The 22,505-nt window shown below is 68.9% G+C and carries 23 protein-coding genes; 11 read left to right on the top strand and 12 right to left on the bottom strand.

Features of this window, described 5'->3' with window-relative positions; translation table 11 throughout:
* Window positions 1–103: 103 nt before the first annotated feature.
* Window positions 104–628, top strand: coding sequence for a gamma carbonic anhydrase family protein (locus H7I87_RS06415; protein WP_009974811.1), 525 nt, complete (start codon window positions 104–106; stop codon window positions 626–628).
* Window positions 629–638: 10 nt separating this feature from the next.
* On the opposite strand, the gene H7I87_RS06410 is transcribed toward H7I87_RS06415, so the two are convergent.
* From H7I87_RS06410 to H7I87_RS06395, 4 genes are read right to left on the bottom strand one after another with little or no spacing between them, the layout of a single operon-like run.
* Window positions 639–1,046 (bottom strand): nuclear transport factor 2 family protein, encoded by a 408-nt coding sequence (locus H7I87_RS06410; RefSeq protein ID WP_023864171.1) that lies wholly within the window; start codon window positions 1,044–1,046, stop codon window positions 639–641.
* A gap of 2 nt (window positions 1,047–1,048) precedes the next feature.
* The gene (locus H7I87_RS06405) at window positions 1,049–2,242 is read right to left on the bottom strand and encodes a thiolase family protein (RefSeq protein ID WP_011723676.1); all 1,194 of its coding nucleotides are present in this window, start codon (window positions 2,240–2,242) and stop codon (window positions 1,049–1,051) included.
* Entirely contained in the window at window positions 2,242–3,306 is a 1,065-nt protein-coding gene (locus H7I87_RS06400; RefSeq protein WP_003875700.1) for a thiolase family protein, read from the bottom strand. Before H7I87_RS06400 ends, H7I87_RS06405 begins: the two co-directional genes overlap by 1 nt.
* Window positions 3,307–3,322: 16 nt before the next feature.
* The gene (locus tag H7I87_RS06395) at window positions 3,323–4,318 is read right to left on the bottom strand and encodes a Zn-ribbon domain-containing OB-fold protein (protein WP_003877146.1); all 996 of its coding nucleotides are present in this window, start codon (window positions 4,316–4,318) and stop codon (window positions 3,323–3,325) included.
* Window positions 4,319–4,384: 66 nt separating this feature from the next.
* On the opposite strand from H7I87_RS06395, the gene H7I87_RS06390 reads away from it, so the two are divergent.
* Entirely contained in the window at window positions 4,385–5,437 is a 1,053-nt protein-coding gene (locus tag H7I87_RS06390; RefSeq protein ID WP_063966972.1) for an LLM class F420-dependent oxidoreductase, read from the top strand.
* 77 nt (window positions 5,438–5,514) lie between these two features.
* Here H7I87_RS06390 and H7I87_RS06385 read toward each other — a convergent pair whose 3' ends face one another.
* Complete coding sequence (locus H7I87_RS06385) at window positions 5,515–6,237, bottom strand: acetoacetate decarboxylase family protein (protein WP_003875703.1); 723 nt, start codon at window positions 6,235–6,237, stop codon at window positions 5,515–5,517.
* Between the two features lie 42 nt (window positions 6,238–6,279).
* Here H7I87_RS06385 and H7I87_RS06380 point away from each other — a divergent pair, with 42 nt between their 5' ends.
* Complete coding sequence (locus tag H7I87_RS06380; RefSeq protein WP_003875704.1) at window positions 6,280–7,500, top strand: cytochrome P450; 1,221 nt, start codon at window positions 6,280–6,282, stop codon at window positions 7,498–7,500.
* A 137-nt stretch (window positions 7,501–7,637) separates the two neighbouring features.
* On the opposite strand, the gene H7I87_RS06375 is transcribed toward H7I87_RS06380, so the two are convergent.
* Complete coding sequence (locus H7I87_RS06375) at window positions 7,638–8,510, bottom strand: type IV toxin-antitoxin system AbiEi family antitoxin (protein ID WP_023864168.1); 873 nt, start codon at window positions 8,508–8,510, stop codon at window positions 7,638–7,640.
* Window positions 8,511–8,664: 154 nt separating this feature from the next.
* On the bottom strand, window positions 8,665–9,477 hold the full coding sequence (locus H7I87_RS06370) for a crotonase/enoyl-CoA hydratase family protein (RefSeq protein WP_003875706.1): 813 nt from the start codon (window positions 9,475–9,477) through the stop codon (window positions 8,665–8,667).
* A 64-nt stretch (window positions 9,478–9,541) separates the two neighbouring features.
* Between H7I87_RS06370 and H7I87_RS06365 the strand changes: the two genes are divergently transcribed.
* From H7I87_RS06365 to H7I87_RS06350, 4 genes are read left to right on the top strand one after another with little or no spacing between them, the layout of a single operon-like run.
* Window positions 9,542–11,182, top strand: coding sequence for an acyl-CoA synthetase (locus H7I87_RS06365; protein ID WP_033713106.1), 1,641 nt, complete (start codon window positions 9,542–9,544; stop codon window positions 11,180–11,182).
* Window positions 11,183–11,191: 9 nt separating this feature from the next.
* Entirely contained in the window at window positions 11,192–11,959 is a 768-nt protein-coding gene (locus H7I87_RS06360; RefSeq protein WP_009974821.1) for a fructosamine kinase family protein, read from the top strand.
* Window positions 11,960–11,981: 22 nt separating this feature from the next.
* Window positions 11,982–12,809 carry an amidohydrolase family protein gene (locus tag H7I87_RS06355; RefSeq protein WP_023864166.1) on the top strand — a complete coding sequence of 276 codons (828 nt, stop codon included), beginning with the start codon at window positions 11,982–11,984 and terminating at the stop codon, window positions 12,807–12,809.
* Entirely contained in the window at window positions 12,806–14,356 is a 1,551-nt protein-coding gene (locus H7I87_RS06350; RefSeq protein WP_023869803.1) for an acetolactate synthase large subunit, read from the top strand. Before H7I87_RS06355 ends, H7I87_RS06350 begins: the two co-directional genes overlap by 4 nt.
* Here H7I87_RS06350 and H7I87_RS06345 read toward each other — a convergent pair.
* The 5 genes from H7I87_RS06345 to H7I87_RS06325 form a co-directional block, all read right to left on the bottom strand.
* Window positions 14,342–15,055, bottom strand: a complete 714-nt coding sequence (locus H7I87_RS06345; RefSeq protein ID WP_009974825.1) for a serine hydrolase — start codon at window positions 15,053–15,055, stop codon at window positions 14,342–14,344. The genes H7I87_RS06350 and H7I87_RS06345 overlap by 15 nt on opposite strands.
* 127 nt (window positions 15,056–15,182) lie before the next feature.
* Window positions 15,183–15,395, bottom strand: a complete 213-nt coding sequence (locus H7I87_RS06340; RefSeq protein WP_031348127.1) for a hypothetical protein — start codon at window positions 15,393–15,395, stop codon at window positions 15,183–15,185.
* A gap of 50 nt (window positions 15,396–15,445) precedes the next feature.
* Complete coding sequence (gene fadD17, locus H7I87_RS06335) at window positions 15,446–16,957, bottom strand: long-chain-fatty-acid--CoA ligase FadD17 (protein WP_011723684.1); 1,512 nt, start codon at window positions 16,955–16,957, stop codon at window positions 15,446–15,448.
* 5 nt (window positions 16,958–16,962) lie between these two features.
* Entirely contained in the window at window positions 16,963–18,060 is a 1,098-nt protein-coding gene (locus H7I87_RS06330; RefSeq protein ID WP_011723685.1) for an acyl-CoA dehydrogenase family protein, read from the bottom strand.
* A 29-nt stretch (window positions 18,061–18,089) separates the two neighbouring features.
* Window positions 18,090–19,268: an acyl-CoA dehydrogenase gene (locus tag H7I87_RS06325; RefSeq protein ID WP_009974832.1), complete on the bottom strand. Its 1,179-nt coding sequence runs from the start codon at window positions 19,266–19,268 to the stop codon at window positions 18,090–18,092.
* Between the two features lie 213 nt (window positions 19,269–19,481).
* Between H7I87_RS06325 and H7I87_RS06320 the strand changes: the two genes are divergently transcribed.
* From H7I87_RS06320 to H7I87_RS06305, 4 genes are all read left to right on the top strand, one after another.
* The gene (locus tag H7I87_RS06320) at window positions 19,482–19,673 is read left to right on the top strand and encodes a ferredoxin (RefSeq protein ID WP_003877155.1); all 192 of its coding nucleotides are present in this window, start codon (window positions 19,482–19,484) and stop codon (window positions 19,671–19,673) included.
* Between the two features lie 36 nt (window positions 19,674–19,709).
* Complete coding sequence (locus H7I87_RS06315) at window positions 19,710–20,624, top strand: 3-oxoacyl-ACP reductase (RefSeq protein WP_003875717.1); 915 nt, start codon at window positions 19,710–19,712, stop codon at window positions 20,622–20,624.
* 236 nt (window positions 20,625–20,860) lie between these two features.
* Window positions 20,861–21,625, top strand: a complete 765-nt coding sequence (locus tag H7I87_RS06310; RefSeq protein ID WP_003875718.1) for an MlaE family ABC transporter permease — start codon at window positions 20,861–20,863, stop codon at window positions 21,623–21,625.
* A gap of 19 nt (window positions 21,626–21,644) precedes the next feature.
* Window positions 21,645–22,487, top strand: coding sequence for an MlaE family ABC transporter permease (locus H7I87_RS06305; protein WP_003875719.1), 843 nt, complete (start codon window positions 21,645–21,647; stop codon window positions 22,485–22,487).
* The last annotated feature ends 18 nt before the right edge of the window (window positions 22,488–22,505 follow it).

The following is a 22,505-nucleotide window of genomic DNA, read 5'->3' as shown; positions in this document are numbered from 1 at the left end:
CTCTAACTAGAACACGTTACAGTTTTGCGTCGGGCCCGCGCAACGAAGGCAAGCCTGCCTGGGCCGTTCCGCGAGTTCGGCGGCGCTCGGGTATATCTAGACGATGCCGCTGTTTGCTTTCGAGGGCCGCTCGCCGCGGGTGGACCCCACCGCGTTCGTGGCGCCGACGGCCACCCTGATCGGCGACGTGGTCGTGGAGGCGGGAGCCTCGGTGTGGTTCAACGCGGTGCTGCGCGGCGACTACGGGCCCATCGTGGTGCGCGAGGGCGCCAACGTCCAGGACGGTTCGGTGCTGCACGCGCCCCCCGGCATCCCGGTCGACATCGGTCCGGGGGCGACGGTGGCGCATCTGTGCGTCATCCACGGCGCGCACGTCGGCCCCGAGGCGCTGATCGCCAACCACGCCACCGTGCTGGACGGCGCGGTGATCGGCGCGGGCAGCCTGGTGGCGGCGCATTCGCTGGTCACCGCGGGCACCCAGATTCCGGCCGGGATGCTGGCCATGGGCGCGCCGGCCCAGATCAAGGGCCCGGTCGCCGGTACCGACGCGCAGCTGTGGGTCAAGCTGAATCCGCAGGCCTACCGCGACCTCGCCCAGCGGCATCTGGCCGGGCTGGAACCGATCTAGCGGCCCCGCGCTAGCCGGAGATCTTCTTGGTGTTGGCGGCCGCGCGGTCCATCTCCCAATAGGCGCGCAGCGCGACCAGCTTGCCCTCGTCGTCGGCCTTGTAGGTGAACACGCCCTCGGCGGTGGTCTGGTAGTCACCCGTCGTGATGAGGATGTGCCCGACGTTGGCTTCCTCGTTGCCGCACTGATAGGTGTCGCGAAAGACGAACTCGATCTTGGTGGTGGGCGTGATCGCCTTGTCCCAGAAGGCCGAGATCGCCGCACGGCCCCGATGCCCCTTGCCCTCGGGGTCGAAAACCGAAGGGCCGATGGGGTCCTCGACGACGGCGTCGTCGGCGAACACCGCCAGCCAGGCCTCCTTGTCCCTGGCCGTCACCGCCTCGCGGGACCGGCGGCCGGCTTCGTGCGCGGGATGCACGCTCAGACCTTCTCGGCGGCGGGCTTGTCGGCGCCGACCACCCACATCGAGTAGTACTGCGAGCCGCCACCGTAGGCGTGTCCCAACGCCTTCCGGGCGCCGGGCACCTGGTGATCGCCGCCCTTGCCCATCACCTGGATGGCCGCTTCGGCGAAGCGGATCAGCCCCGAGGCGCCGATCGGGTTCGACGACAGCACACCACCGGACGGGTTGACCGGCAGCCGGCCGCCGATCTTGGTCTCGCCCGCCTCGGTGAGCTTCCAGCCCTCGCCCTCGGGAGCAAAGCCGAGGTTTTCCAACCACATCGGCTCGAACCAGGAGAACGGCACGTAGATCTCCGCGGCATCGATCTCGTCGATGGGGCTCTTGATGCCGGCGGCCTTCCACAGCGCGGCGGCCGCGTCACGCCCGGCCTGCGGGCTGACCTGGTCGCGCCCGGCGTAGGCCAGCGGCTCGGTGCGCAACGCCGTGGCATGGATCCACGCCACCGGATTGCCTTGCGCCAGACGGGCTTCGGCGGCCTCCTCGTTACCGATCACCACCGCGCAGGCACCGTCCGACGACGGGCAGGTCTCGTCGTAGCGGATCGGGTCCCACAGCATCGGCGACTCCATCACCTTCTCCAGGGTGATGTCGGGCTGATGCAGGTGCGCCAACGGGTTTCGGCATCCGTTGAGCCGGTCCTTGACGGCGACCATGGCGCCGATGTGCGTCGGTGCGCCGGAGCGGCGGATGTAGGCCCGCACGTGCGGGGCGAAATAGCCACCGGCGCCCGCGCCCACCGGCTTGATGAACGGAACCGGAATCGACAACGCCCACATGGCATTCGACTCCGACTGCTTCTCCCAGGCCATCGCCAGCACGCGGCGGTACTTACCGGACTGCACCAGGCTGGCGGCCACCACCCCGGTGGAGCCGCCGACCGACCCGGCGGTGTGCACCCGGATCAGCGGCTTGCCGGTGGCGCCCACGGCGTCGGCCATGAACAGCTCGGGCATCATGACGCCCTCGAAGAAGTCGGGTGCCTTGCCGACCACCACGGCGTCGATGTCGTCGAAGGTGCAACCCGAGTCGGCCAGTGCGCGGTCGATAGCCTCGCGCACCAGGCCGTTCATCGAAACGTCTTGGCGCTTGGCCACATACTTCGTTTGTCCGGTACCCAGTACCGCGGCGATGTTCGGCCCTGCACCGGCCATCAGTTCTTCCCTTCCATGACCGCGACCAGATTCTGCTGCAGCGCGGGCCCGCTGGTGGCGTGCGCCAGCACCCGCTCGGCCGAACCATCCCAGATGTGTTGTGCGGCAAAGCCGATGCGCTCCAGGCCGGCCACGAACATCGGGTTGGCCGCCAGCGCACCGCCGGACGGATTGACCTTGGTCGGCCCCGGTATCCGGATGGCTTCGGCGATGATCAGGTGCTGGTGGGTGAACGGCGCGCAGATCTCGACCACGTCGAGGTTGTCGGTCCGCCCGCCGGTGGCGATTTCGGCGGCGGCCTTGGTGGACGGCGACTCGGTGAGGTCACGCACGCCCAGCGCCGGGGATTCGATGCGGTGCTCGATCCCGGTGATCCAGGCGGGGTTCTCGCGCAGCTCGCGGGCCCGGTCGCCGGCCGCCAGCACGATCGCCGCGGCGCCGTCGGTGATCGGCGCGATGTCGTGACGGCGCAACGGCTCGGCGAAGAACGGCCGTTCGAGCAGTTCGGCTACGGTGATCGAGCCCTCCACGTTGTCCACCCGGCGCGCATTGGCGAACGAGTCGAAGGCCACCCGCGCCATCTGCTCCTCGGTCCACTTGCCGGTGTCGAGCCCCATGCGGGCCTGCAGCCCGGCCATCGAGATCGAATCGGGCCACAGCGGCGCGACGGTGTAGGGGTCGGTCTGCCGCGACAAGATCTGGCGCAGCACCCCGGCCGAGGACTTGCCAAAGCCGTACACCAGCGCGGTGTCGACCTCGCCGGTCAGCAGCTTGATGTAGGCCTCATACAGGGCCCAGGCCGCGTCCATCTCGACGTGCGATTCGTTGATCGGCGGCACCGCGCCGATCGAGTCGATCGCCGAGATGAAGGAAAACGCCCGTCCGGCAAGGTAATCCGATGATCCCGAACACCAGAAGCCGATATCGGCCTTGGTGATGCCCAGGTCCTGGTAGAGCTGGGCGAAACACGGCATCAACATCTCGACGCCGTTGGTGGTGCCGTCGGTGCGGCGGACATGCGGCGCGTGGGCAAAGCCGACCACCGCAACATTGCGAGCGCTCATTTGACAGGTATGCCCTTTACAGGTGGTGCTTGTAGGTGTCGTAGTCGGCGTCGGGTTCCCCGGTCGGCCGGAAGTACTCGATGTTGTCGATGCCAAAGCCCCACTGCTCGCGGGGTTTCCACACCGCTTCCACCCGCATGCCCATCCGCACCTCGTGCGCGTCGACGTCGGCGACCAGATGCAAGAACGGGATGTCGGCCCCGTCGAGCAGCACGTAGGCCGCCACGTACGGCGGCTTGATGCGCTGCCCCTGGAACGGGATGTTGATGATCGCGAACGTCGTCACCGTGCCCTTGTCGGGCAGCTCGACGAACTCCGTGGTCGGCTGGCCGGTGGCCGGGTCGGCGCCATGCGGCGGGAAATACACCTTGCCGTTCTTGCCGGTCCGCGCGCCCAGCAGCTTGCCCTGGGCGATGGCGCGCAGGTAGGCGCTCTCCTCGTGCGAGGCGGTGTGCTGGATGGTCAGCGAGATCGGCGTGACGATCATGCTCACCGGGTCCTTGTCGGCGTCGGGCTGCTCGGCCACCGGCTCGGGGTCCTCGCCCAGCGCGAAATAGGCGATGTCGGTGATGGCGCCCACCGGCTCGTCGGCCCAGTGCACGTGCACCCGGGTGCCGGACTTGATGGCCTTGGGCTCGCCGGCGTCGACCGCGTGCAGCAGCGGGGTGTCCGCGCCGTCGAGCTTGATCAGCGCCCACGCGAACGGCCGGTCCAGCGGCTGACCTTCGATCGGGTCGGGCTGCCAGGCCCACGAGACGACGGTGCCGACCGGCGACACCGGTACCATCTCGCCCAGCGGTTCGTAGGTGACCGGGTCATACTCCGGCGGCGGCACGTGTACCCGGCCATCCGATCCGCGCACACCCAGGACGCGGCGCTCACGCAGTGCGGTGAAGAACTTGCTCAGCGTGGGGCCGACTGAACGGGTGTAGTCGAACGACAACGTCAACGGCGCGGAGAGCGGTGGCTCAGGGTGATCCGTCAAGGTCGGGCTACTCGAGCTGGCTGTCACGCCATCGAGTAGAACAGGTTCTAAGAACGGATTCAACATCGGGTCTACTACCGAAGGGCGAAGACCATGAAGCTGGGACTGCAGCTGGGATATTGGGGCGCCGCGCCGCCGGAAAACCACGGCGAGCTCGTCGCCGCCGCCGAGGAAGCCGGGTATGACGCCGTCTTCACCGCCGAGGCGTGGGGATCCGACGCCTACACCCCACTGGCCTGGTGGGGCTCGTCGACGTCGCGGGTGCGGCTGGGCACCTCGGTGGTCCAGCTGTCCGCCCGGACCCCGACGGCCTGCGCGATGGCGGCGCTGACGCTGGACCACCTCTCCGGCGGCCGGCACATCCTGGGCCTGGGCGTGTCCGGCCCGCAGGTGGTCGAGGGCTGGTACGGACAGCGGTTCCCCAAGCCGCTGGCCCGCACCCGCGAATACATCGACGTCATCCGGCAGGTGTGGGCCCGGGAGAAGCCGGTGACCAGCGACGGCCCCCACTATCCGCTGCCGTTGACCGGCACGGGCACGACGGGTCTGGGTAAGGCTTTGAAACCCATCACGCACCCGCTGCGCGCCGACATCCCGATCTTCCTGGGTGCCGAGGGGCCGAAGAACGTCGCGCTGGCCGCCGAGATCTGCGACGGCTGGCTGCCGATCTTCTACACCCCGCGGCTGGCCGACATGTACAACGAATGGCTGGACGAGGGATTCGCCCGGCCGGGCGCGCGCCGCAGCCGCGCGGACTTCGAGATCTGCGCGACCGCCAACATCGTCATCACCGAGGACCGCGGCGCGGCGTTCGCCGCGATGAAGCCCTACATCGCGCTCTACATGGGCGGGATGGGCGCGGAGGACACCAACTTCCACGCCGACGTCTACCGTCGGATGGGCTACGCCGAGGTGGTCGACGACGTGACCAGGCTGTTCCGCAGCGGACGCAAGGACGAGGCCGCCGAGATCATCCCCGACGAGGTGATCGACGACGCCGCGATCGTCGGCGACGTCGACTACGTGCGTAAGCAGATCAAGGCCTGGGAGGCCGCTGGAGTCACCATGATGGTGGTGTCCGGGCGCAGTACAGAGCAGGTCCGCGAGCTGGCCACGCTGATCAGAACCCGGCGCACCACCGACTAGAACACGTTCTAGTTTTCTTGCCAGTGGCCTAGAACACGTTCTAGATTGGCCGGATGGCAGGCCCGACGACGATGCAGTCAGCCCAGCGGGTGGGCGTCGCCGAAGGTCATCTCGACGTGGCCGACCGATCCGGAGATCATCGCGCGCGTCGGCAGGCCCAGCGACGCCAGCTCCTGGGCGTAGGGGTGGGTGCCCAGCCGCAACGTGGCCCCGCCGGGCCGGCCGCGCAGCCCGCGCACCCGCATCTCCCAGGGCACCTCCCGGGTGGTGCCTTCGGCGAAGGTGTAGGTCTTGAGCACCTGCGGCCGCGACGTGAACAGCGACGGCACCGGCAATCCGGGCGCGAAGTCGATGCCGGCGATGTGCGCGCCGTCGGCGCTGACGTCGAACCCGAAGCGGCCCTGCTCGCGAACGGTGAAGTCCGCCATGATCTTCGGAAATCCCCAGATCGAGCGTCCGGCCTCCAGGGTGAAGCTCTGGTCGACGGGCAGGTGATGGATGAAGGCGGCCGCCTCGCCCAGCGCCCGCCAGCCGCGCGCCGTCGAGCCGGGCGGGTTGACCATCACGCAGGTGCCGAATTCGTGGTACTGGCCCAGGTCGCCGTCGATGTAGCGGGCCAGCATCAGGTTGACCACCGCCCGGCCGGGCCGGTGCTGGCAGACCTTCAGGCCGCTGTAGTCGATAAGCCGTTGTGCCGCTTGCGCATCCACCGAAAACATCGCGGTGTGGACGTCCGCTTTTCGGATCCGCACCGGCATGGTGAGGACTGTCCCCGCAACGATGTGTTGTGACTCGGTCATGCCGGTTACTGTAATCCTTTCGTCAACATTTGGAGGCTGTAGATGACTTCGACCATCCCGGAAGCGATCGCGAACATCGATCTGGCCGACGGAAATTTCTACGCCGACCGGCGCGCGTCGCGCGAGGCGTATCGCTGGATGCGCGCCAACCAGCCGGTGTTCCGGGATCGCAACGGGTTGGCCGGCGCCACCACCTATCAGGCCATCCAGGACGCCGAGCGCAATCCGGAGCTGTTCTCTTCCACCGGCGGCATCCGTCCCGACCAGCCCGGCATGCCCTACATGATCGACATGGACGATCCCGCACATCTGTTGCGGCGCAAGCTCGTCAATGCCGGGTTCACCCGCAAGCGGGTGAAGGAGAAGGAGCCGTCCATCGGCACGTTGTGCGACACCCTGATCGACGCGGTGTGTGAGCGCGGCGAATGTGACTTCGTCCGCGACATCGCCGCCCCGCTGCCGATGGCGGTGATCGGCGACATGCTGGGCGTGCTGCCCACCGAACGCGGCATGCTGCTGAAGTGGTCCGACGACCTGGTGTGCGGCCTGAGTTCGCACATCGACCCCACGTCGGCCGAATTCCAAACGGTGATGGACGCTTTCGCCGCCTACACCGCCTTCACCATGGACATCATCGCCAAGCGGCGGGCCGAGCCCACCGACGACCTGTTCTCCATCCTGGTGAACGCCGAGGTCGAGGGGCAGCGGATGTCCGACGACGAGATCGTCATGGAGACGCTGCTGATCCTGATCGGTGGCGACGAGACCACCCGGCACACGCTGTCCGGCGGCACCGAACAGCTGCTGCGCCACCGCGACCAGTGGGACGCGCTGGTGCGCGACCCGTCGCTGCTGCCGGGCGCCATCGAGGAGATGCTGCGCTGGACGTCGCCGGTCAAGAACATGTGCCGCACCCTGACCGCCGACACCGAATTCCACGGCACCGAGCTGCGGGCCGGGGAGAAGATCATGCTGCTGTTCGAGTCGGGCAACTTCGACGAGTCGGTGTTCGACGACCCGGACAGCTTCGACATCCGGCGAAACCCGAACAGCCACATGGCTTTCGGCTTCGGCACTCACTTCTGCCTGGGCAACCAGCTGGCCCGTCTCGAGCTGTCGATGATGACCGAGCGGGTGCTCAAGCGGCTGCCGGACCTGCGGCTGGCCGACGACGGCGATCTGCCGCTGCGGCCGGCGAACTTCGTCAGCGGCCTGGAGGCGATGCCGGTGGTGTTCACCCCGAGCGCGCCGCTGCTGCGCTGAGCGGGCCCGGTCGGCTCCGCGGGCTCGGCGGGCTCGGTGGGCTGCGCTAGCTCCGCTAGCTCCGCTGGCTCCGCGAGCTCCGCTGGCTCCGCGAGCTCCGCTGGCTTCCCGAGCGCCGCCCCTCCCCGAGCGTGTACTCACCGCGAATTTCGGGCCGGTTTTTCGCTGCCAGTGCACGTTCGGCGCGTCCAGGCCGTCGACACCCGGGCGATGATGCCGGCGGGCGTGTCCTCGGCCGTGACCCGGACGACCGTCCACCCCAACTCGGCGAGCACCTCCGCGCGCCGAATGTCCTTGGTGAATTGTCTTCGGTCGGTGCGGTGTTGGTCGCCGTCGTACTCGACCGCCAGTTTGATGTCCTCCCAGCCCATGTCGAGACAGGCGATCAGCGCACCGTATTGGCGAACCGGTAGCTGCGTGCGCGGCCGCGGGAAACCCGCGCGGAGCAGGAGAAGCCGCAGCCACGTTTCCCGGGGAGACTCCGCGCCCGCGTCGACAAGCGGCAGCACGCTGCGGGCACGGCTGATGCCGCGGCGGCCCCGGTAGCGATCGGCGAGCAACTCGATCTCCAACACCTTCAGCTCGGTTGCGCGCGCCAGCGCGTCGATCGCGGCGACGGCCTTGTCGACGGGGGAGCGGCAGGCGATGTCGAGAGCCGTCCGTGCGGGCGTCGTCACCGGCATGCCTCCGATCGTCTGGATTTCGTCACCGACCAGCCGGTCCGACCACGTCTGGATGCCATCCGGCGGGCGGCGGTACGGGTACAGCAGCTGGGCGGGGGCGCGGTCGTCGATCCATTTCGTGCCGTACAGGGCGGCCGCGGATCTGCCCGCGACGACGCCGCGCCGACGAGACCACAACCAGGCCGATCGGGCGCGCAGTCCGGCGGACAGCGCGGTGCCGGCCGGGACGTACACGTCGGGATGGACCCTGACGAACCGGCTCCGCAGCGCGTACGGGGTCACCAGGCCGGACGCGACGGCCTCGCTTCCGATGAAAGGCTCCGCCATGGCAGGAGTGTGCCGGGGAACCCCGACAAGCGTGCCGAGCGTGCACTGAGCGCGAAAATCGGGCCCGAAAGTCGCAGTAGGTACACGCTCGGCGAGAAGAGGAAGCCGGGCGCACGCCAAGAAGGCGCCCCGCGCGCCGAGCGACCCGACCGGGCTAGCGGTTTTGGAAGTTGGGTTTGCGCTTCTCGGCGAATGCGCGCGGGCCTTCCTTGGCGTCCTCGGACAGGAACACCTTGATGCCGATCTGCGTGTCGATCTTGAACGCCTCGTTCTCGTGCATGCCCTCGGTCTCGCGGATCGCCCGCAGGATCGCCTGCACGGCCAGCGGCCCGTTGTTCTCGATCACCTCGGCGATCTCGAGGGCCTTGGCCAGCGCCTGTCCGTCGGGGACGACGTGCCCGATCAGCCCCATCTCCTTGGCCTCGGCGGCGGTGATGTGCCGTCCGGTCAGCAGCAGGTCGCAGGCCACCGTGTAGGGGATCTGGCGCACCAGTCGCACCGCCGAGCCGCCCATCGGGTACAGGCTCCACTTGGCCTCCGAGATGCCGAACTTGGCGCTCTCGCCGGCCACCCGGATGTCGGTGCCCTGCAGGATCTCGGTGCCGCCGGCGATCGCGGGGCCCTCGACGGCCGCGATCAACGGCTTGGTCAGCCGCCGGCCCTTCAGCAGGGCATCGATTCGCGACGGGTCGTAGCTGCCGTCCTTGAAGGATTCGCCCGGCGGTTTCTTGGTCGCCGCCTTGAGGTCCATGCCGGCGCAGAAGTAGCCACCGGCGCCGGTCAGGATGCAGCAGCGGATGTCGTCGTCGTTGTCGACGCGGTCCCAGGCCTGCACCATGATCTCCATCATTTCGGTGCTCAGCGCGTTGCGCGCGTGCGGCCGGTTCAGCGTCACGATGAGGGTGTGACCGCGCTGCTCGACCAGCGCGTCGGGACCGGTTTTTTCGTTTGCTGACGCCTCGGCCACGGGTACCGCCTCTCACTCGACATCGGGCATGAGCTTGCCTCGAAATGTAACACGTTCTAATTTGGTGGCCGTGGCCCTGAATATTGCCGATCTTGCAGAGCACGCCATCGACGCTGTGCCCGACCGTGTCGCCCTGATCTGCGGCGACGAGAAGCTGACCTATGCCGAGCTGGAGGAGAAGGCCAACCGCCTCGCCCACTACCTGCTCGACCAGGGGGTGAAGAAGGACGACAAGGTCGGGCTGTACTGCCGCAACCGCAACGAGATCGTCATTGCCATGCTCGGCATCGTCAAGGCGGGCGCCATCCTGGTCAACGTCAACTACCGCTACGTCGAGGGCGAGCTGCGCTACCTGTTCGACAACTCCGACATGGTGGCGCTGGTCCACGAGCGCCAGTACTCCGACCGGGTGGCCAACGTGCTGCCCGACACCCCCAACGTCAAGACCATCCTGGTCGTCGAGGACGGCAGCGACAAGGACTACCAGCGCTACGGCGGCGTCGAGTTCTACTCGGCGCTGGAAAAGGGCTCGCCCGAGCGGGATTTCGGCCCGCGCAGCGCCGACGACATCTACCTGCTCTACACCGGCGGCACCACCGGGTTCCCGAAGGGCGTGATGTGGCGCCACGAGGACATCTACCGGGTGCTGTTCGGCGGAACCGACTTCGCCACAGGCGAATTCGTCAAGGACGAGTACGACTTGGCCAAGGCCGCCGCCGAAAATCCGCCGATGATCCGCTACCCGATTCCGCCGATGATCCACGGCGCCACCCAGTCGGCCACCTGGATGTCGATCTTCTCCGGCCAAACCACGGTGCTGGCACCGGAATTCAACGCCGACGAGGTGTGGCGCACCATCCACGAGCACAAGGTCAACCTGCTGTTCTTCACCGGCGACGCGATGGCCCGCCCGCTGCTGGACGCGTTGAACAAGGACCACGACTACGACCTGTCGTCGTTGTTCCTGCTGGCCAGCACCGCGGCCCTGTTCTCGCCGAGCATCAAGGAGCGCCTGCTCGAGTTGCTGCCCAACCGGGTCATCACCGACTCGATCGGCTCCTCGGAGACCGGGTTCGGCGGCACCAGCATCGTCTCCAAGGACGCGCCGCACGCCGGCGGGCCGCGGGTGACGATCGACCACCGCACCGTGGTGCTCGACGAGGAGGGCAACGAGGTCAAGCCGGGCTCCGGTGTGCGCGGGCTGATCGCCAAGAAGGGCAACATCCCGGTCGGCTACTACAAGGACGAGAAGAAGACCGCCGAGACGTTCAAGACGTTCAACGGCGTGCGCTACGCCATCCCCGGCGACTACGCACTGGTCGAGGAGGACGGCACGGTCACCATGCTGGGCCGCGGCTCGGTGTCGATCAACAGCGGCGGCGAGAAGATCTACCCCGAAGAGGTCGAGGGCGCGCTCAAGGGGCATCCCGACGTGTTCGACGCGCTGGTGGTCGGCGTGCCCGATCCCCGGTACGGCCAGCATGTGGCCGCCGTGGTGCAGCCCCGGCCGGGGACCCGGCCGTCGCTGGCCGAGTTGGACCGCTTCGTGCGTTCGGAGATCGCGGGATACAAAGTGCCGCGTAGTCTTTGGCTGGTCGATGAGGTGAAGCGGTCGCCGGCGGGCAAGCCCGACTACCGCTGGGCCAAGGAGCAGACCGAGGCCCGCCCGGCCGATGACGTGCACGCCGCCCACGTCTCCGCCTGATCCGGCTGGGTGACCGATTTCGTCAAGCAGCACCCCCGGCCCCCCGAGGGCTTCTTCGGGTGGGAGGCCGCCGGGTTGCGCTGGCTGTCGAGCGTCGACGGCGGCGTGCCCTGCGCCCGGGTGGTGGCGGTCGACGCGACCAGCCTGACCCTGCGCCGGCTGCAGTCGGTGCCCGCCGGCCGGGACGCGGCGCACGAGTTCGGCCGCCGGCTGGCCGTCACGCATGACGCCGGCGCGGCCGCGTTCGGGGCGGGCCCCGACGGATGGGACGGGCCGGGATACTTCGGGCCGCTGTCGCAGCCGTTGCCGATGTCGCTGCGGCGGCACCGGCATTGGGGCAGCTTCTACGCCGAGGAGCGGCTGGTGCCGATGGCCGAGCGCGCCGCGCCGAGGCTGGCGGCCTCCACCCGCGACGCGATCGGCGCCGTGGCGGCCCGCTGCCGGGCCGGTGACTTCGACGACGACGACGGTCCCGCCCGGCTGCACGGCGACCTGTGGAGCGGCAACGTGATGTGGACGCCCGACGGCGTGGTGTTGATCGACCCGGCCGCGCACGGCGGGCACCGCGAAACCGACCTGGCGATGCTGGCGCTGTTCGGCTGCCCGCACTACGACGCCGTGCTGGCCGGCTACCAACAGGTGCGAGCGCTGAAACCGGGCTGGCGCAACCGGATTGGGCTGCACCAGCTCTATCCGCTGCTGGCGCACGTGGTGCTGTTCGGCGGCGGCTACGCGGGCCAGACGGACGCCGCGGCCCGCGCCGCGCTGGCCGCATGACCCCGGTCTAGAGTCGGGTCGCATGACGATCGATGTGTGGATGCAGCATCCCACCGTCAGGTTCCTGCGCAGCGACATGCTGGCCTCGCTGCGGCGCTGGACCGGCGGGTCGATCCCCGACACCGACATCCCCATCGAGGCGACCCTGGCGTCGATGGACGCCGCCGGCGTGCGCTACGGGCTGCTCAGCGCCTGGCGCGGTCCCAACGGGCAGGATCTGGTGTCCAACGACGAGGTGGCGCAATGGGTCGCCGCGCACCCGAATCGGTTCGCCGGCCTGGCCGCCGTCGACCTGGACCGCCCGATGGAAGCCGTCCGCGAGCTGCGACGCCGGATCGCCGACGGCGGATTCGTCGGCCTGCGGGTGGTGCCGTGGCTGTGGAACGCCCCGCCCACCGATCGCCGCTACTACCCGCTGTTCGCCGCGTGCGTGGAGGCCGGAGTGCCGTTCTGCACCCAGGTCGGGCACACCGGCCCGCTGCGGCCGTCGGAGACCGGCCGCCCGATTCCCTACATCGACCAGGTGGCCCTGGACTTCCCGGAGCTGGTGATCGTCTGCGGCCACGTCGGCTACCCGTGGACCGAGGAGATGGTCGCGGTGGCCCGCAAGCACGAGAACGTCTACATCGACACCTCGGCCTACACCATCGAGCGGTTGCCGGACGAACTCGTCAGGTTCATGAAAACCGGGACCGGGCAGCGAAAAGTGTTGTTCGGCACCAACTATCCGATGATCACCGCCGAGCACGCGCTGGCGGGACTGGACGGACTCGGGCTGTCCGACGAGGCCCGGCGGGATTTCCTGCACGGCAACGCCGAGCGGGTGTTCAGACTGGAGGCAGCCACGTGAACGGTGCTCAGGCGCTGATCCGGACCCTGGTCGACGGCGGCGTCGACGTGTGTTTCGCCAACCCGGGCACGTCGGAAATGCACTTCGTCGCGGCGCTGGACAGCGTTCCGCGGATGCGCGGCGTGCTGGCGCTGTTCGAGGGCGTGGCCACCGGCGCGGCCGACGGGTACGCCCGCATCGCCGATCGGCCGGCCGCGGTGCTGCTGCATCTGGGCCCCGGGTTGGGCAACGGGCTGGCCAACCTGCACAACGCCCGCCGCGCGCGGGTGCCGATGGTGGTGGTCGTCGGCGATCACGCCACCTACCACAAAAAGTACGACGCCCCACTGGAATCCGACATCGACGCGCTCGCCGGCAGCGTCTCGGGATGGGTGCGCCGGACCAGCGACGCCTCCCAGGTTTCGGCCGACGCCGTCGAGGGCATCGCCGCCAGCCGGTGGGGATCGCAGATCTCCACGCTGATCCTGCCCGCCGACGTGTCCTGGTCCGACGGCGCGCAGCTGTTCTCCACCATGGACGCGCGGCCGGCGGGTGCCGACCCGCTGCTGGCGCCGGAGGTGGTCGAGGTACTGCGCTCGGGGGAGCCGACGGTGATCCTGGTGGGCGGCGACGCTACCCGCCGCGCCGGGCTGGCCGCGGCCGCCCGGATCGCCGCGGCCACCGGCGCCCGGGTGCTGTGCGAAACCTTCCCCACCCGGATGGAGCGCGGCGCCGGCATCCCCGCCGTCGAGCGGCTCGCCTATTTCGCCGAAGCCGCCGCCGCCCAGCTGGACGGCTCCAAGCATCTGGTGTTGGCCGGCGCCAAGTCGCCGGTGTCGTTCTTCGCCTACCCGGGCATGCCGAGCGATCTGGTGCCCGCCGGTTGCGAGGTGCACGTGCTCGCCGGGCACACCGGCGCGGCGGATGCGTTGAGCGCCTTGGCGGATCAGCTCGCGCCCGGGACGCCGGCGCCGGTGGCGGCGGCGTCGCGCCCGGCCTTGCCGACGGGCCCGCTGACGTCGGCATCGGCGGCCGACGTGATCGGGGCGCTGCTGCCGGAACGGGCGATCGTCGTCGACGAGTCGAACACCTCCGGCGTGCTGCTGGCACAGGCGACCGCCGGCGCGCCGGCGCACGACTGGCTGACCCTGACCGGCGGGGCGATCGGCTACGGCATTCCGGCCGCGGTCGGTGCCGCCGTCGCCGCCCCGGATCGTCCGGTGCTCTGCCTGGAATCCGACGGCTCGGCGATGTACACGATCTCGGGATTGTGGACCCAGGCCCGGGAGAACCTCAACGTGACCACCGTGCTGTACGACAACAGTGCCTACGACATCCTGCGCATCGAGCTGCAACGCGTCGGCGCCGGATCGGCCCCCGGGCCCGAAGCGCTTTCCCTGCTCGATTTGTCGGATCCCGCAATGGATTTCGTGAAGATCAGCGAAGGCATGGGCGTGCCGGCCCGGCGGGTCAGCACCGCGGAGGAATTCGCCGACGCGCTGCGCGCCGCCCTCGCCGAACCGGGGCCGCACCTGATCGATGCCGTGGTGCCCTCAATAGCGGGCTAGGCTGGGTAGCCGGCTGAGCAGCCAGTCGGTCAACGTGTCGAGCACGTCGACCCCGGTCTCGAACACGCCGTCGTGGGTATCCGCCGCCAGCGCCACCCCCCAGTTTCCCGTCGGGGTGGGGACGACGCCGAACTGCCGGACCAGGTATTCACCGCGGCCGCCGGGGCCCCAACCCCCCTTGGCGGCAAGCCCTTTGGCGGCCAGCCCCCACCGCTGGGTAGGGCTGAGGCGCTGCATCATGTCGATCACCTCGGCCGCGTCCGGGATGGTCGACAGCTCCGCGGCGAACCGCGCCTGGCGCTGCAGGCTCCACTGGGTCTGACCGAAAGCGGTGAAGCCACGGCGAAGCCGGCGGGACTCCACCACCGTCGCGGTGTCGCCGCCCTCGGCCACCACGGCCTGGACCTGCCGCGCCGCCTCGGCCGGTTCGCCCAGTTGCGACCACAACTGCTCGGAGGCGCGGTTGTCGGATTCGGTGACGGCCTTGGTGGCCAATTCGCGGGCACCCAGCCAGTCCTTGCGCAGGGCCGCGATCGCCAGCGGCACCTTGATCGTCGACCACGCCACCCCCGACCACCAGCTGCCCAGGGAGAACGTGCGGTCCGGGCGGGCGACGGCCACCCCGACCTTCGCCGGCACCGTCGCGGCAAGCTGGTCGAAGCTGGCCTCGAGCGCCAGTTCGAGAGGACGTGAAGTCATGCGCCGCTTCCGGTGTCGGCTCGCGTGACGATGCCGCCGGAGCATGGGGCCGGCGCAGCAACCATCGCGTCTCCTCGTGTCGGCGGCACGTTCATGCAGTGTCGCACAGTGCGGCCGCCGGCGACCGCTAGCCCGACGGCGGCGGTGGGAGCTCGGCGGCGGGAGGAGCTTCCGGCGGTTCGGATTCCGGCGTCGGCGGCGCCCATACCAGCGGCGGGGGCGGCGGCATCGGAGGCGGCGGGGGTGGGTCGGCCGCGGCGCGGCCGGCGCCCAGCCCGAGGCCGCCGGCCAGCGACCCGACCAGTAGCGAACCGGCGATGAGCTTGTGCACCTTCGTCATCCGTCCGAGCCCTTTCTCGTTGCGGCCGAAGCGTATTCGGCGCCGCCGCGTCAGCGGCCGATCTTCCACACCGGGTCACCGCAGTCGACGCCCTGGGCGGCCAACTGCCGCTTGAGCACCTTGAATGTGACCGTCCGCGGGAGTTCGGTGCTGATCCGCACGTACGACGGCCACTGCTTGGGCCCCAGGTCGGGTTGTTCGGCCAGGAAGGCGCGGAACTTCTCGTCGTCGAACTCGGCGCCCGGTGCGAGCACCAGCGCGGCCATCACCTGGTCGCCAACCGTCGGGTCCGGCACCGGGTACACCGCCACCTCGGTGACGTCGGGATGGCGCAGCAGCACCCGCTCGATGGGTGCGGCGCCCAGGTTTTCGCCGTCGACCCGCATCCAATCACCAAGGCGCCCAGCGAAATACGCGTAGCCGGCCTCGTCGCGGTAGGCGAGATCGCCGCTGTGGTACACCCCGCCGGCCATCCGTTCGGCCTCGGCGGCCTCGTCGTTGTAGTAGCCCTCGAAACGCCCCGGCCCGGCGGTGTTCACCAGCTCGCCGACCACCCCCGGGGGGCAGGACGCGCCGGTATCGGGATCGACGATGTCGATACCCGCCGGCAACGGGCCCAGCGAGCCGGGCGGCGTGTCGGGGGTGCGGGCGATGGCCACGCCGCCCTCGGTGGAGCCGAACCCGTCCTGCACGACGCACCCGAACCGGCGGGCGAAGCGCTCGATGTCGGCGGGCACGCCCTCGTTGCCGTACACCGCGCGCAGCGGGTTCTGGGCGTCGTCGGGCCGCTCCGGCGTGGCCAGCACGTAAGACAGCGGCTTGCCCACGTAGTTCGCGTAGGTGGCCCCGTAGCGGCGCACGTCCGGCAAAAATCCCGAGGCACTGAACTTGCGCCGCAACGCCATCGAGCCCTGGCAGGCCGCGGCCACCGCCCAGCCGACCAGCACCGCGTTGGAATGGAACAGCGGCATCGACACGTAGCAGACGTCGTCGCGGCCCAGGCCGAAGCGCTGCGTCATGGTCACGCCGGCGATGGCGGCCTTGCCGTGGCTGCACTTGACCGCCTTCGGCTCGCCGCTGGTGCCCGAGGTGAAGATCAGCATGAACAGGTCGGCCGGCGAGGCGGATCGAAAAACGATCGGGGCGCCGCGGTGCGCGGCCACCTCGTCGGCCCATGCGGCGGAGTCGACGTTCAGGTGCTCGATATCGCCCAGCGTCCCAGCCGAATTCGCGTCGGCCAGCACCAATTGGCAGTCGGCCCTGGCGATGTCGCGCCGCAGCGCATCGCCGCGGCGCACCGGGTTGAGCCCCACCGGCACGATCCCCGACATTCCCGCCGCCACCAGCACCGCCGAGAAGAACGGGGTGTTCTCCAGAAGCACGCCGACGTGCGGCGGGCGGGCCGGGTCGAGCCGCGCCCGCAACGCCGCGGCGATCGCGGCACCGTGCTGCAGGTGATCGCGCCAGCTGGTGAACGAGTCCTCGAAGTAGACACCCCGATCGTCGATCTCGGTCAGCGGCACCAGCAGTTCGGTGACCGTCAGATCGTCGCTGAGTTCCATTGCGCCTAGGCGGGCGTCTCCGCCAGCTCGCGGCCGATCCGGCGCAGCTGCCCGGTGGCGCCGCCCAGCGCGAACTCGGCCTGTTTGGCGGCCAGGAAGTAGCGGTGCACCGGGTGATCGGTGTCGACGCCGACTCCGCCGTGCACGTGCACGATGGTGTGCGCCACCCGATGCCCGGCGTCGGCGGCCCAGAACGCCGCGGTGGCGACGTCGACCTCGGCCGGCAGGTCCTCCGAGACCCGCCAGGCGGCCTGGGTGAGCGTCAGGCGCAAGCCCTTGACGTCGATGTAGCCGTCGGCCAGCCGCTGCGACACCGCCTGGAAGCTGCCGATCGGGCGGTCGAATTGCTCACGGGTGCGGGCGTATTCGGCCGTCATCTGCAGGCCGCGCTCGAGCACCCCGAGCTGGAAAGCGGCCCGCCCCAAGGTGCCCAGCGTGCCCAGCCAGGCCGCGACCTCGGCGCCTCCGACCTGGCGGGTGCCGTCCACCTGGGTCCCGTCCAGCGCCAGATGCCCGACGCTGCCCAGGCCGGTGGTCTCCAGCGCGGTCACCGTGACGCCCGGGTCGTCGGCGGCAACCAGGAAAACCGCTGTCCCGGAATCGGTTTCGGCGGGAACCAGGAAGGCGTCCGCGACCGGGCCGAAGCCGACCTGGGTGCGGGTGCCGGTCAGCCGGTAGCCGGCGCCGGCGCTGACCGCCTGCACCGGTCCCTCGCCCATCTCCGGGTCGAGGGCGACGGTCAGCGTCTTTTCGCCGCTGACCGCCGGCACGCCCCAGCCCTGCTGCAGCTCCTCGGTGCCGAACCGGGCCAGCGCCCCGGCCCCCAGCACCACCGACTCCAGGTAGGGCACCGCGGCCAGCTGGTGACCCAGTGCCACCAGGATCGCGATCTGCTCGAGCGCGCCGAAGCCGTCGCCGCCCAGCGATGTCGCCGACGCGCTGGACAGGATGCCGGCGTCGATCAGCTTGGCCCACAGGTCGCGGTCGAAGCGCTGATCGAGGCCGTCGAGCTCGCGCTGGTGTTCGGGTGTGCAGACCGAGTCCACGATGGTGTCGACCAGGTTGCCGAGATCGTGCGCCGCTTCGGTGGTGGTGAAGTCCATGAACGTCCGTCCTTGTCTGCAGATGCGGCTCAGCGGTTGCGGGGCAGTCCCAGCGCGACCATGCCGATGATGTCGCGCTGCACCTCGTTGGTGCCGCCGCCGAAGGTCAGGATCAAACACGCCCGGTGCATCCGCTCCACCCGGCCGCGCAGCAGGGCGCCGGGGGAGTCCTGACGGACGGTGGCCCCGGTACCCAGCACCTCCATCAGCAGCCGGTAGGCCTCGGTGGCCAGCTCGGTGCCGTACACCTTGGCCGCCGAGGCGTCGGCCGGCCCCAGGGCGTGGCCGTCGGAGGAGGCCAGCTCCCAGTTGATCAGCTTGAGCACCTCGGCCTTGGCGTGCACCCGGGCCAGGTTGATCTGCACCCACTCGGAGTCGATGAGCCGGGCGCCGCTGGCGTCCTTGGTGTTCTGCGCCCATTCCCGCACCTCGCGCAGCGCCAAATAGATCGGCGCCGGCGAGACCAGCGCGACGCGCTCGTGGTTGAGCTGGTTGGTCACCAGCTTCCAGCCGCCGTTCTCCTCGCCGACCAGGTTGGTCACCGGCACCCGCACGTCGGAGTAATAGGTGGCGCTGGTGTCGGGGCCGGCCATGGTGTGCACCGGCGTCCAGGAGAAACCCTCCGCGGTGGTGGGCACCACCAGCATCGAGATGCCGCGGTGCTTCTTGGCCTCGGGGTTGGTGCGCACCGCCAGCCACACCCAGTCGGCGTAGGCGATCAGGCTGGTCCACATCTTCTGGCCGTTGATCACATAGTCGTCGCCGTCGCGCACCGCGGTGGTGCGCAGGTTGGCCAGGTCGGTGCCGGCGCCCGGTTCGGAGTAGCCGATGGAGAAGTGCAGCTCGCCCGCGGCGATCTTGGGCAGGAAGTACTTCTTCTGCTCGTCGGTGCCGAACGCCATGATCGTCGGCGCCACGCTGTTGATCGTCAGGAACGGCACCGGCGCGCCGGCGATGGCGGCCTCGTCGGTGAAGATCAGCGAGTCCATCGGGGAGCGGTCCTGGCCGCCGTACTCCTTGGGCCAGTTCAGGGTCAGCCAGCCGTCCTTGCCCATCTGGGCGACGGTTTCGCGGTAGACGTTGCCGACCCCGTATTCGCCCTGCGTCGAGCTCAGCGCCTCGCGGCGCTCGGGCGTCATCAGCTTGGTGAAGTACGACCTCAGCTCGCGACGCAGGTCCTCCTGCTCCGGGGTATAACTGATGCGCATTTCGGCCGTCCTTGAGGTCAACGTCGTTCGGAGTGACAAGCCACGTCGCGTGTTGCGGCTCGACCAACGGCTACCCGTTCGTCTTCCCGGTTGTAACACGTTCTAGTCTGGGAATCCAGCGACCGTTTCCCCAGAGGTGTCGGGGTCCTATGGTGGACCTACATACTGATGAGGCGTGTCCTCAGTTCGAAGGCCAGGTTCAAGGAGGGTGCTGTGCGGGTGATCGTGGACCGTGACCGGTGCGAAGGTAACGCAGTGTGCTTGGGAATTGCCCCAGATATCTTCGACCTCGACGACGAGGACTACGCCGTGGTGAAGCTGGACCCGATTCCCGCCGATCAGGAGCAGTTGGCCGAGCAGGCGATCGCCGAATGCCCGCGCGCGGCGCTGTCGCGCGGCGACTGAACCGGGCGGAACACAGAAACTAGAGGTATTCATAAATTGACTAGCAGCACGAACGCGACCGATCTGTCCGGAAAGGTCGCGGTGGTCACCGGTGCGGCCGCGGGCCTGGGACGCGCCGAGGCGCTCGGGCTGGCACGCCTGGGCGCGACCGTCGTCGTCAACGACATCGCCACCGCGCTGGACGCCTCCGACGTCATCGACGAGATCAACGCCGCCGGCTCCAAGGCCGTCGCGGTGGCCGGCGACATCAGCGAACGCGCCACCGCCGACGAATTGGTTGCTCAGGCCGACGGGCTGGGCGGGCTGGACATCGTGGTGAACAACGCCGGCATCACCCGCGACCGGATGCTGTTCAACATGTCCGACGAGGAGTGGGACCTGGTCATCGCCGTGCACCTGCGCGGCCACTTCCTGCTGACCCGCAACGCCGCCGCCTACTGGCGCTCGAGGGCCAAGGAGGCCGGCGGCCGGATCTTCGGCCGCATCGTCAACACCGCGTCGGAGGCCGGCCTGGTCGGCCCGGTCGGGCAGGCGAACTACGGCGCCGCCAAGGCCGGCATCATCTCGCTGACCCTGACGGCCGCCCGCGCGCTGGGCCGCTACGGCGTGTGCGCCAACGCGATCTGCCCCCGGGCGCGCACCGCGATGACGGCCGACGTGTTCGGCGATGCGCCCGAGGTCCCGGCCGGCGGGGTCGACCCGCTGTCGCCCGAGCATGTGGTCAACCTGGTCACCTTCCTGTCGTCGCCGGCCGCCGCCGAAGTGAACGGGCAGGTGTTCATCGTCTACGGTCCACAGGTGACACTTGTCGCTGCGCCGACCGCCGAGCACAAATTCAGCGCGCAAGGCCCCGCGTGGGACCCCGCCGAACTCAGCGCGACGTTGCAGGATTACTTTGCTGGACGTGATCCCGAGCACAATTTTTCGGCGAGCGCACTGATGGAGCAATAGCTGGGGGCAGCTAATCGGCGGGGGGAAATCAGCAGGTAGAACGTGTGTCAGTTTGACACGTGACAAGTGCGTCTGACCTGCTGAATTAACGGTTGGGATAAAGAAATGCTGTTCATTGACATGGTGAACTTGTTCTGAGTTAATATGATCCGGCTCACACCGGCCCGGGTGCGAACCTAAACGACGCAAAGGCCAGCCATAGACTTCGCCGAGACCTATCGAGGGGGGAACTCAAGTTGATCGAACAACTTGCGGTCCCCGCCCGCGCCGTCGGCGGTTTCTTCGAAATGATGATCGATACCGGCCGGGCGGCGTTTCGCCGGCCGTTCCAGTTCGGCGAGTTCTTGGATCAGACGTGGATGATCGCCCGGGTGTCGCTGGTGCCCACGCTGTTGGTGTCGATCCCGTTCACGGTGTTGGTGGCGTTCACCTTGAACATCCTGCTGCGCGAGATCGGCGCGGCGGACCTCTCGGGGGCCGGCACGGCGTTCGGCACCATCACGCAGCTGGGTCCGGTGGTGACGGTGCTGGTGGTGGCCGGCGCGGGTGCGACGGCGATCTGCGCGGATCTGGGTGCGCGCACCATCCGCGAGGAGATCGACGCGATGCGGGTGCTGGGCATCGACCCGATCCACCGGCTGGTGGTGCCCCGGGTGCTGGCGTCGACGGTGGTGGCGTTGCTGCTCAACGGATTGGTCTGTGCCATCGGGCTTTCCGGTGGGTATGTGTTCTCGGTCTTTCTGCAGGGCGTCAACCCGGGTGCGTTCATCAACGGGCTGACGGTGCTGACCGGTCTGCGTGAATTGGTGCTGGCCGAGGTCAAGGCACTGCTGTTCGGGGTGATGGCCGGGATGGTGGGCTGTTATCGCGGGCTGACCGTCAAGGGCGGGCCCAAGGGGGTGGGCAACGCGGTCAACGAGACCGTTGTCTATGCGTTCATTTGTCTGTTCGTGATCAATGTGGTGATGACCGCCATCGGCGTGCGAATCTCGGCGAAGTGATGGGACGGGTGGGCACGCCATGAGTTATGACGCCACGCTGCGATTTCGGCGGTGGTTCTCGCGGCTGCAGGAACCGGTCGACGACTTCGGCGAGCAGGCGCTGTTCTACGGGCAGACCATGCGCTACGTGCCCAACGCGCTCACCCGGTACCGCAAGGAGACGATCCGGCTGATCGCCGAGATGACCATGGGCGCAGGCGCTTTGGTGATGATCGGCGGCACGGTGGGGGTGGCGGCCTTTTTGACCCTGGCCTCGGGCGGGGTGATCGCCGTGCAGGGGTATTCGTCGCTGGGCAACATCGGCATCGAGGCGCTGACCGGGTTCTTGTCGGCCTTCCTCAACGTGCGGGTGGTCGCGCCGGTGATCGCCGGCATCGCGCTGGCGGCCACCATCGGCGCCGGCGCCACGGCGCAGTTGGGGGCGATGCGGGTCTCCGAGGAGATCGACGCCGTCGAGTGCATGGCGGTGCACTCGGTGTCCTACCTGGTCTCCACCCGGCTGATCGCCGGCTTGATCGCGATCGTTCCGCTGTACTCGCTGTCGGTGCTGGCCGCGTTCTTCGCCGCCCGCTTCACCACCGTCTACATCAACGGGCAGTCAAAGGGCCTCTATGACCACTACTTCAACACCTTCCTGATCCCCTCGGACCTGCTGTGGTCGTTCCTGCAGGCCATCGTGATGTCCATCGCGGTCATGCTGGTGCACACCTATTACGGCTACAACGCGCACGGCGGCCCGGTCGGCGTGGGCATCGCCGTCGGCCAGGCCGTGCGCACCTCGCTGATTGTCGTGGTCGTCATCACTTTGTTCATCTCGCTCGCCGTCTACGGGGCATCGGGTAACTTCAACCTCTCCGGATAAGAGAACCGCTTAACAAGG

This window comes from Mycobacterium timonense (assembly GCF_025821985.1).
Taxonomy (GTDB): Bacteria; Actinomycetota; Actinomycetes; order Mycobacteriales; family Mycobacteriaceae; genus Mycobacterium; species Mycobacterium avium.
The sequence above is the reverse complement of the archived record's forward strand: the minus strand, read 5'-3'. Positions and strand labels throughout refer to the sequence as shown.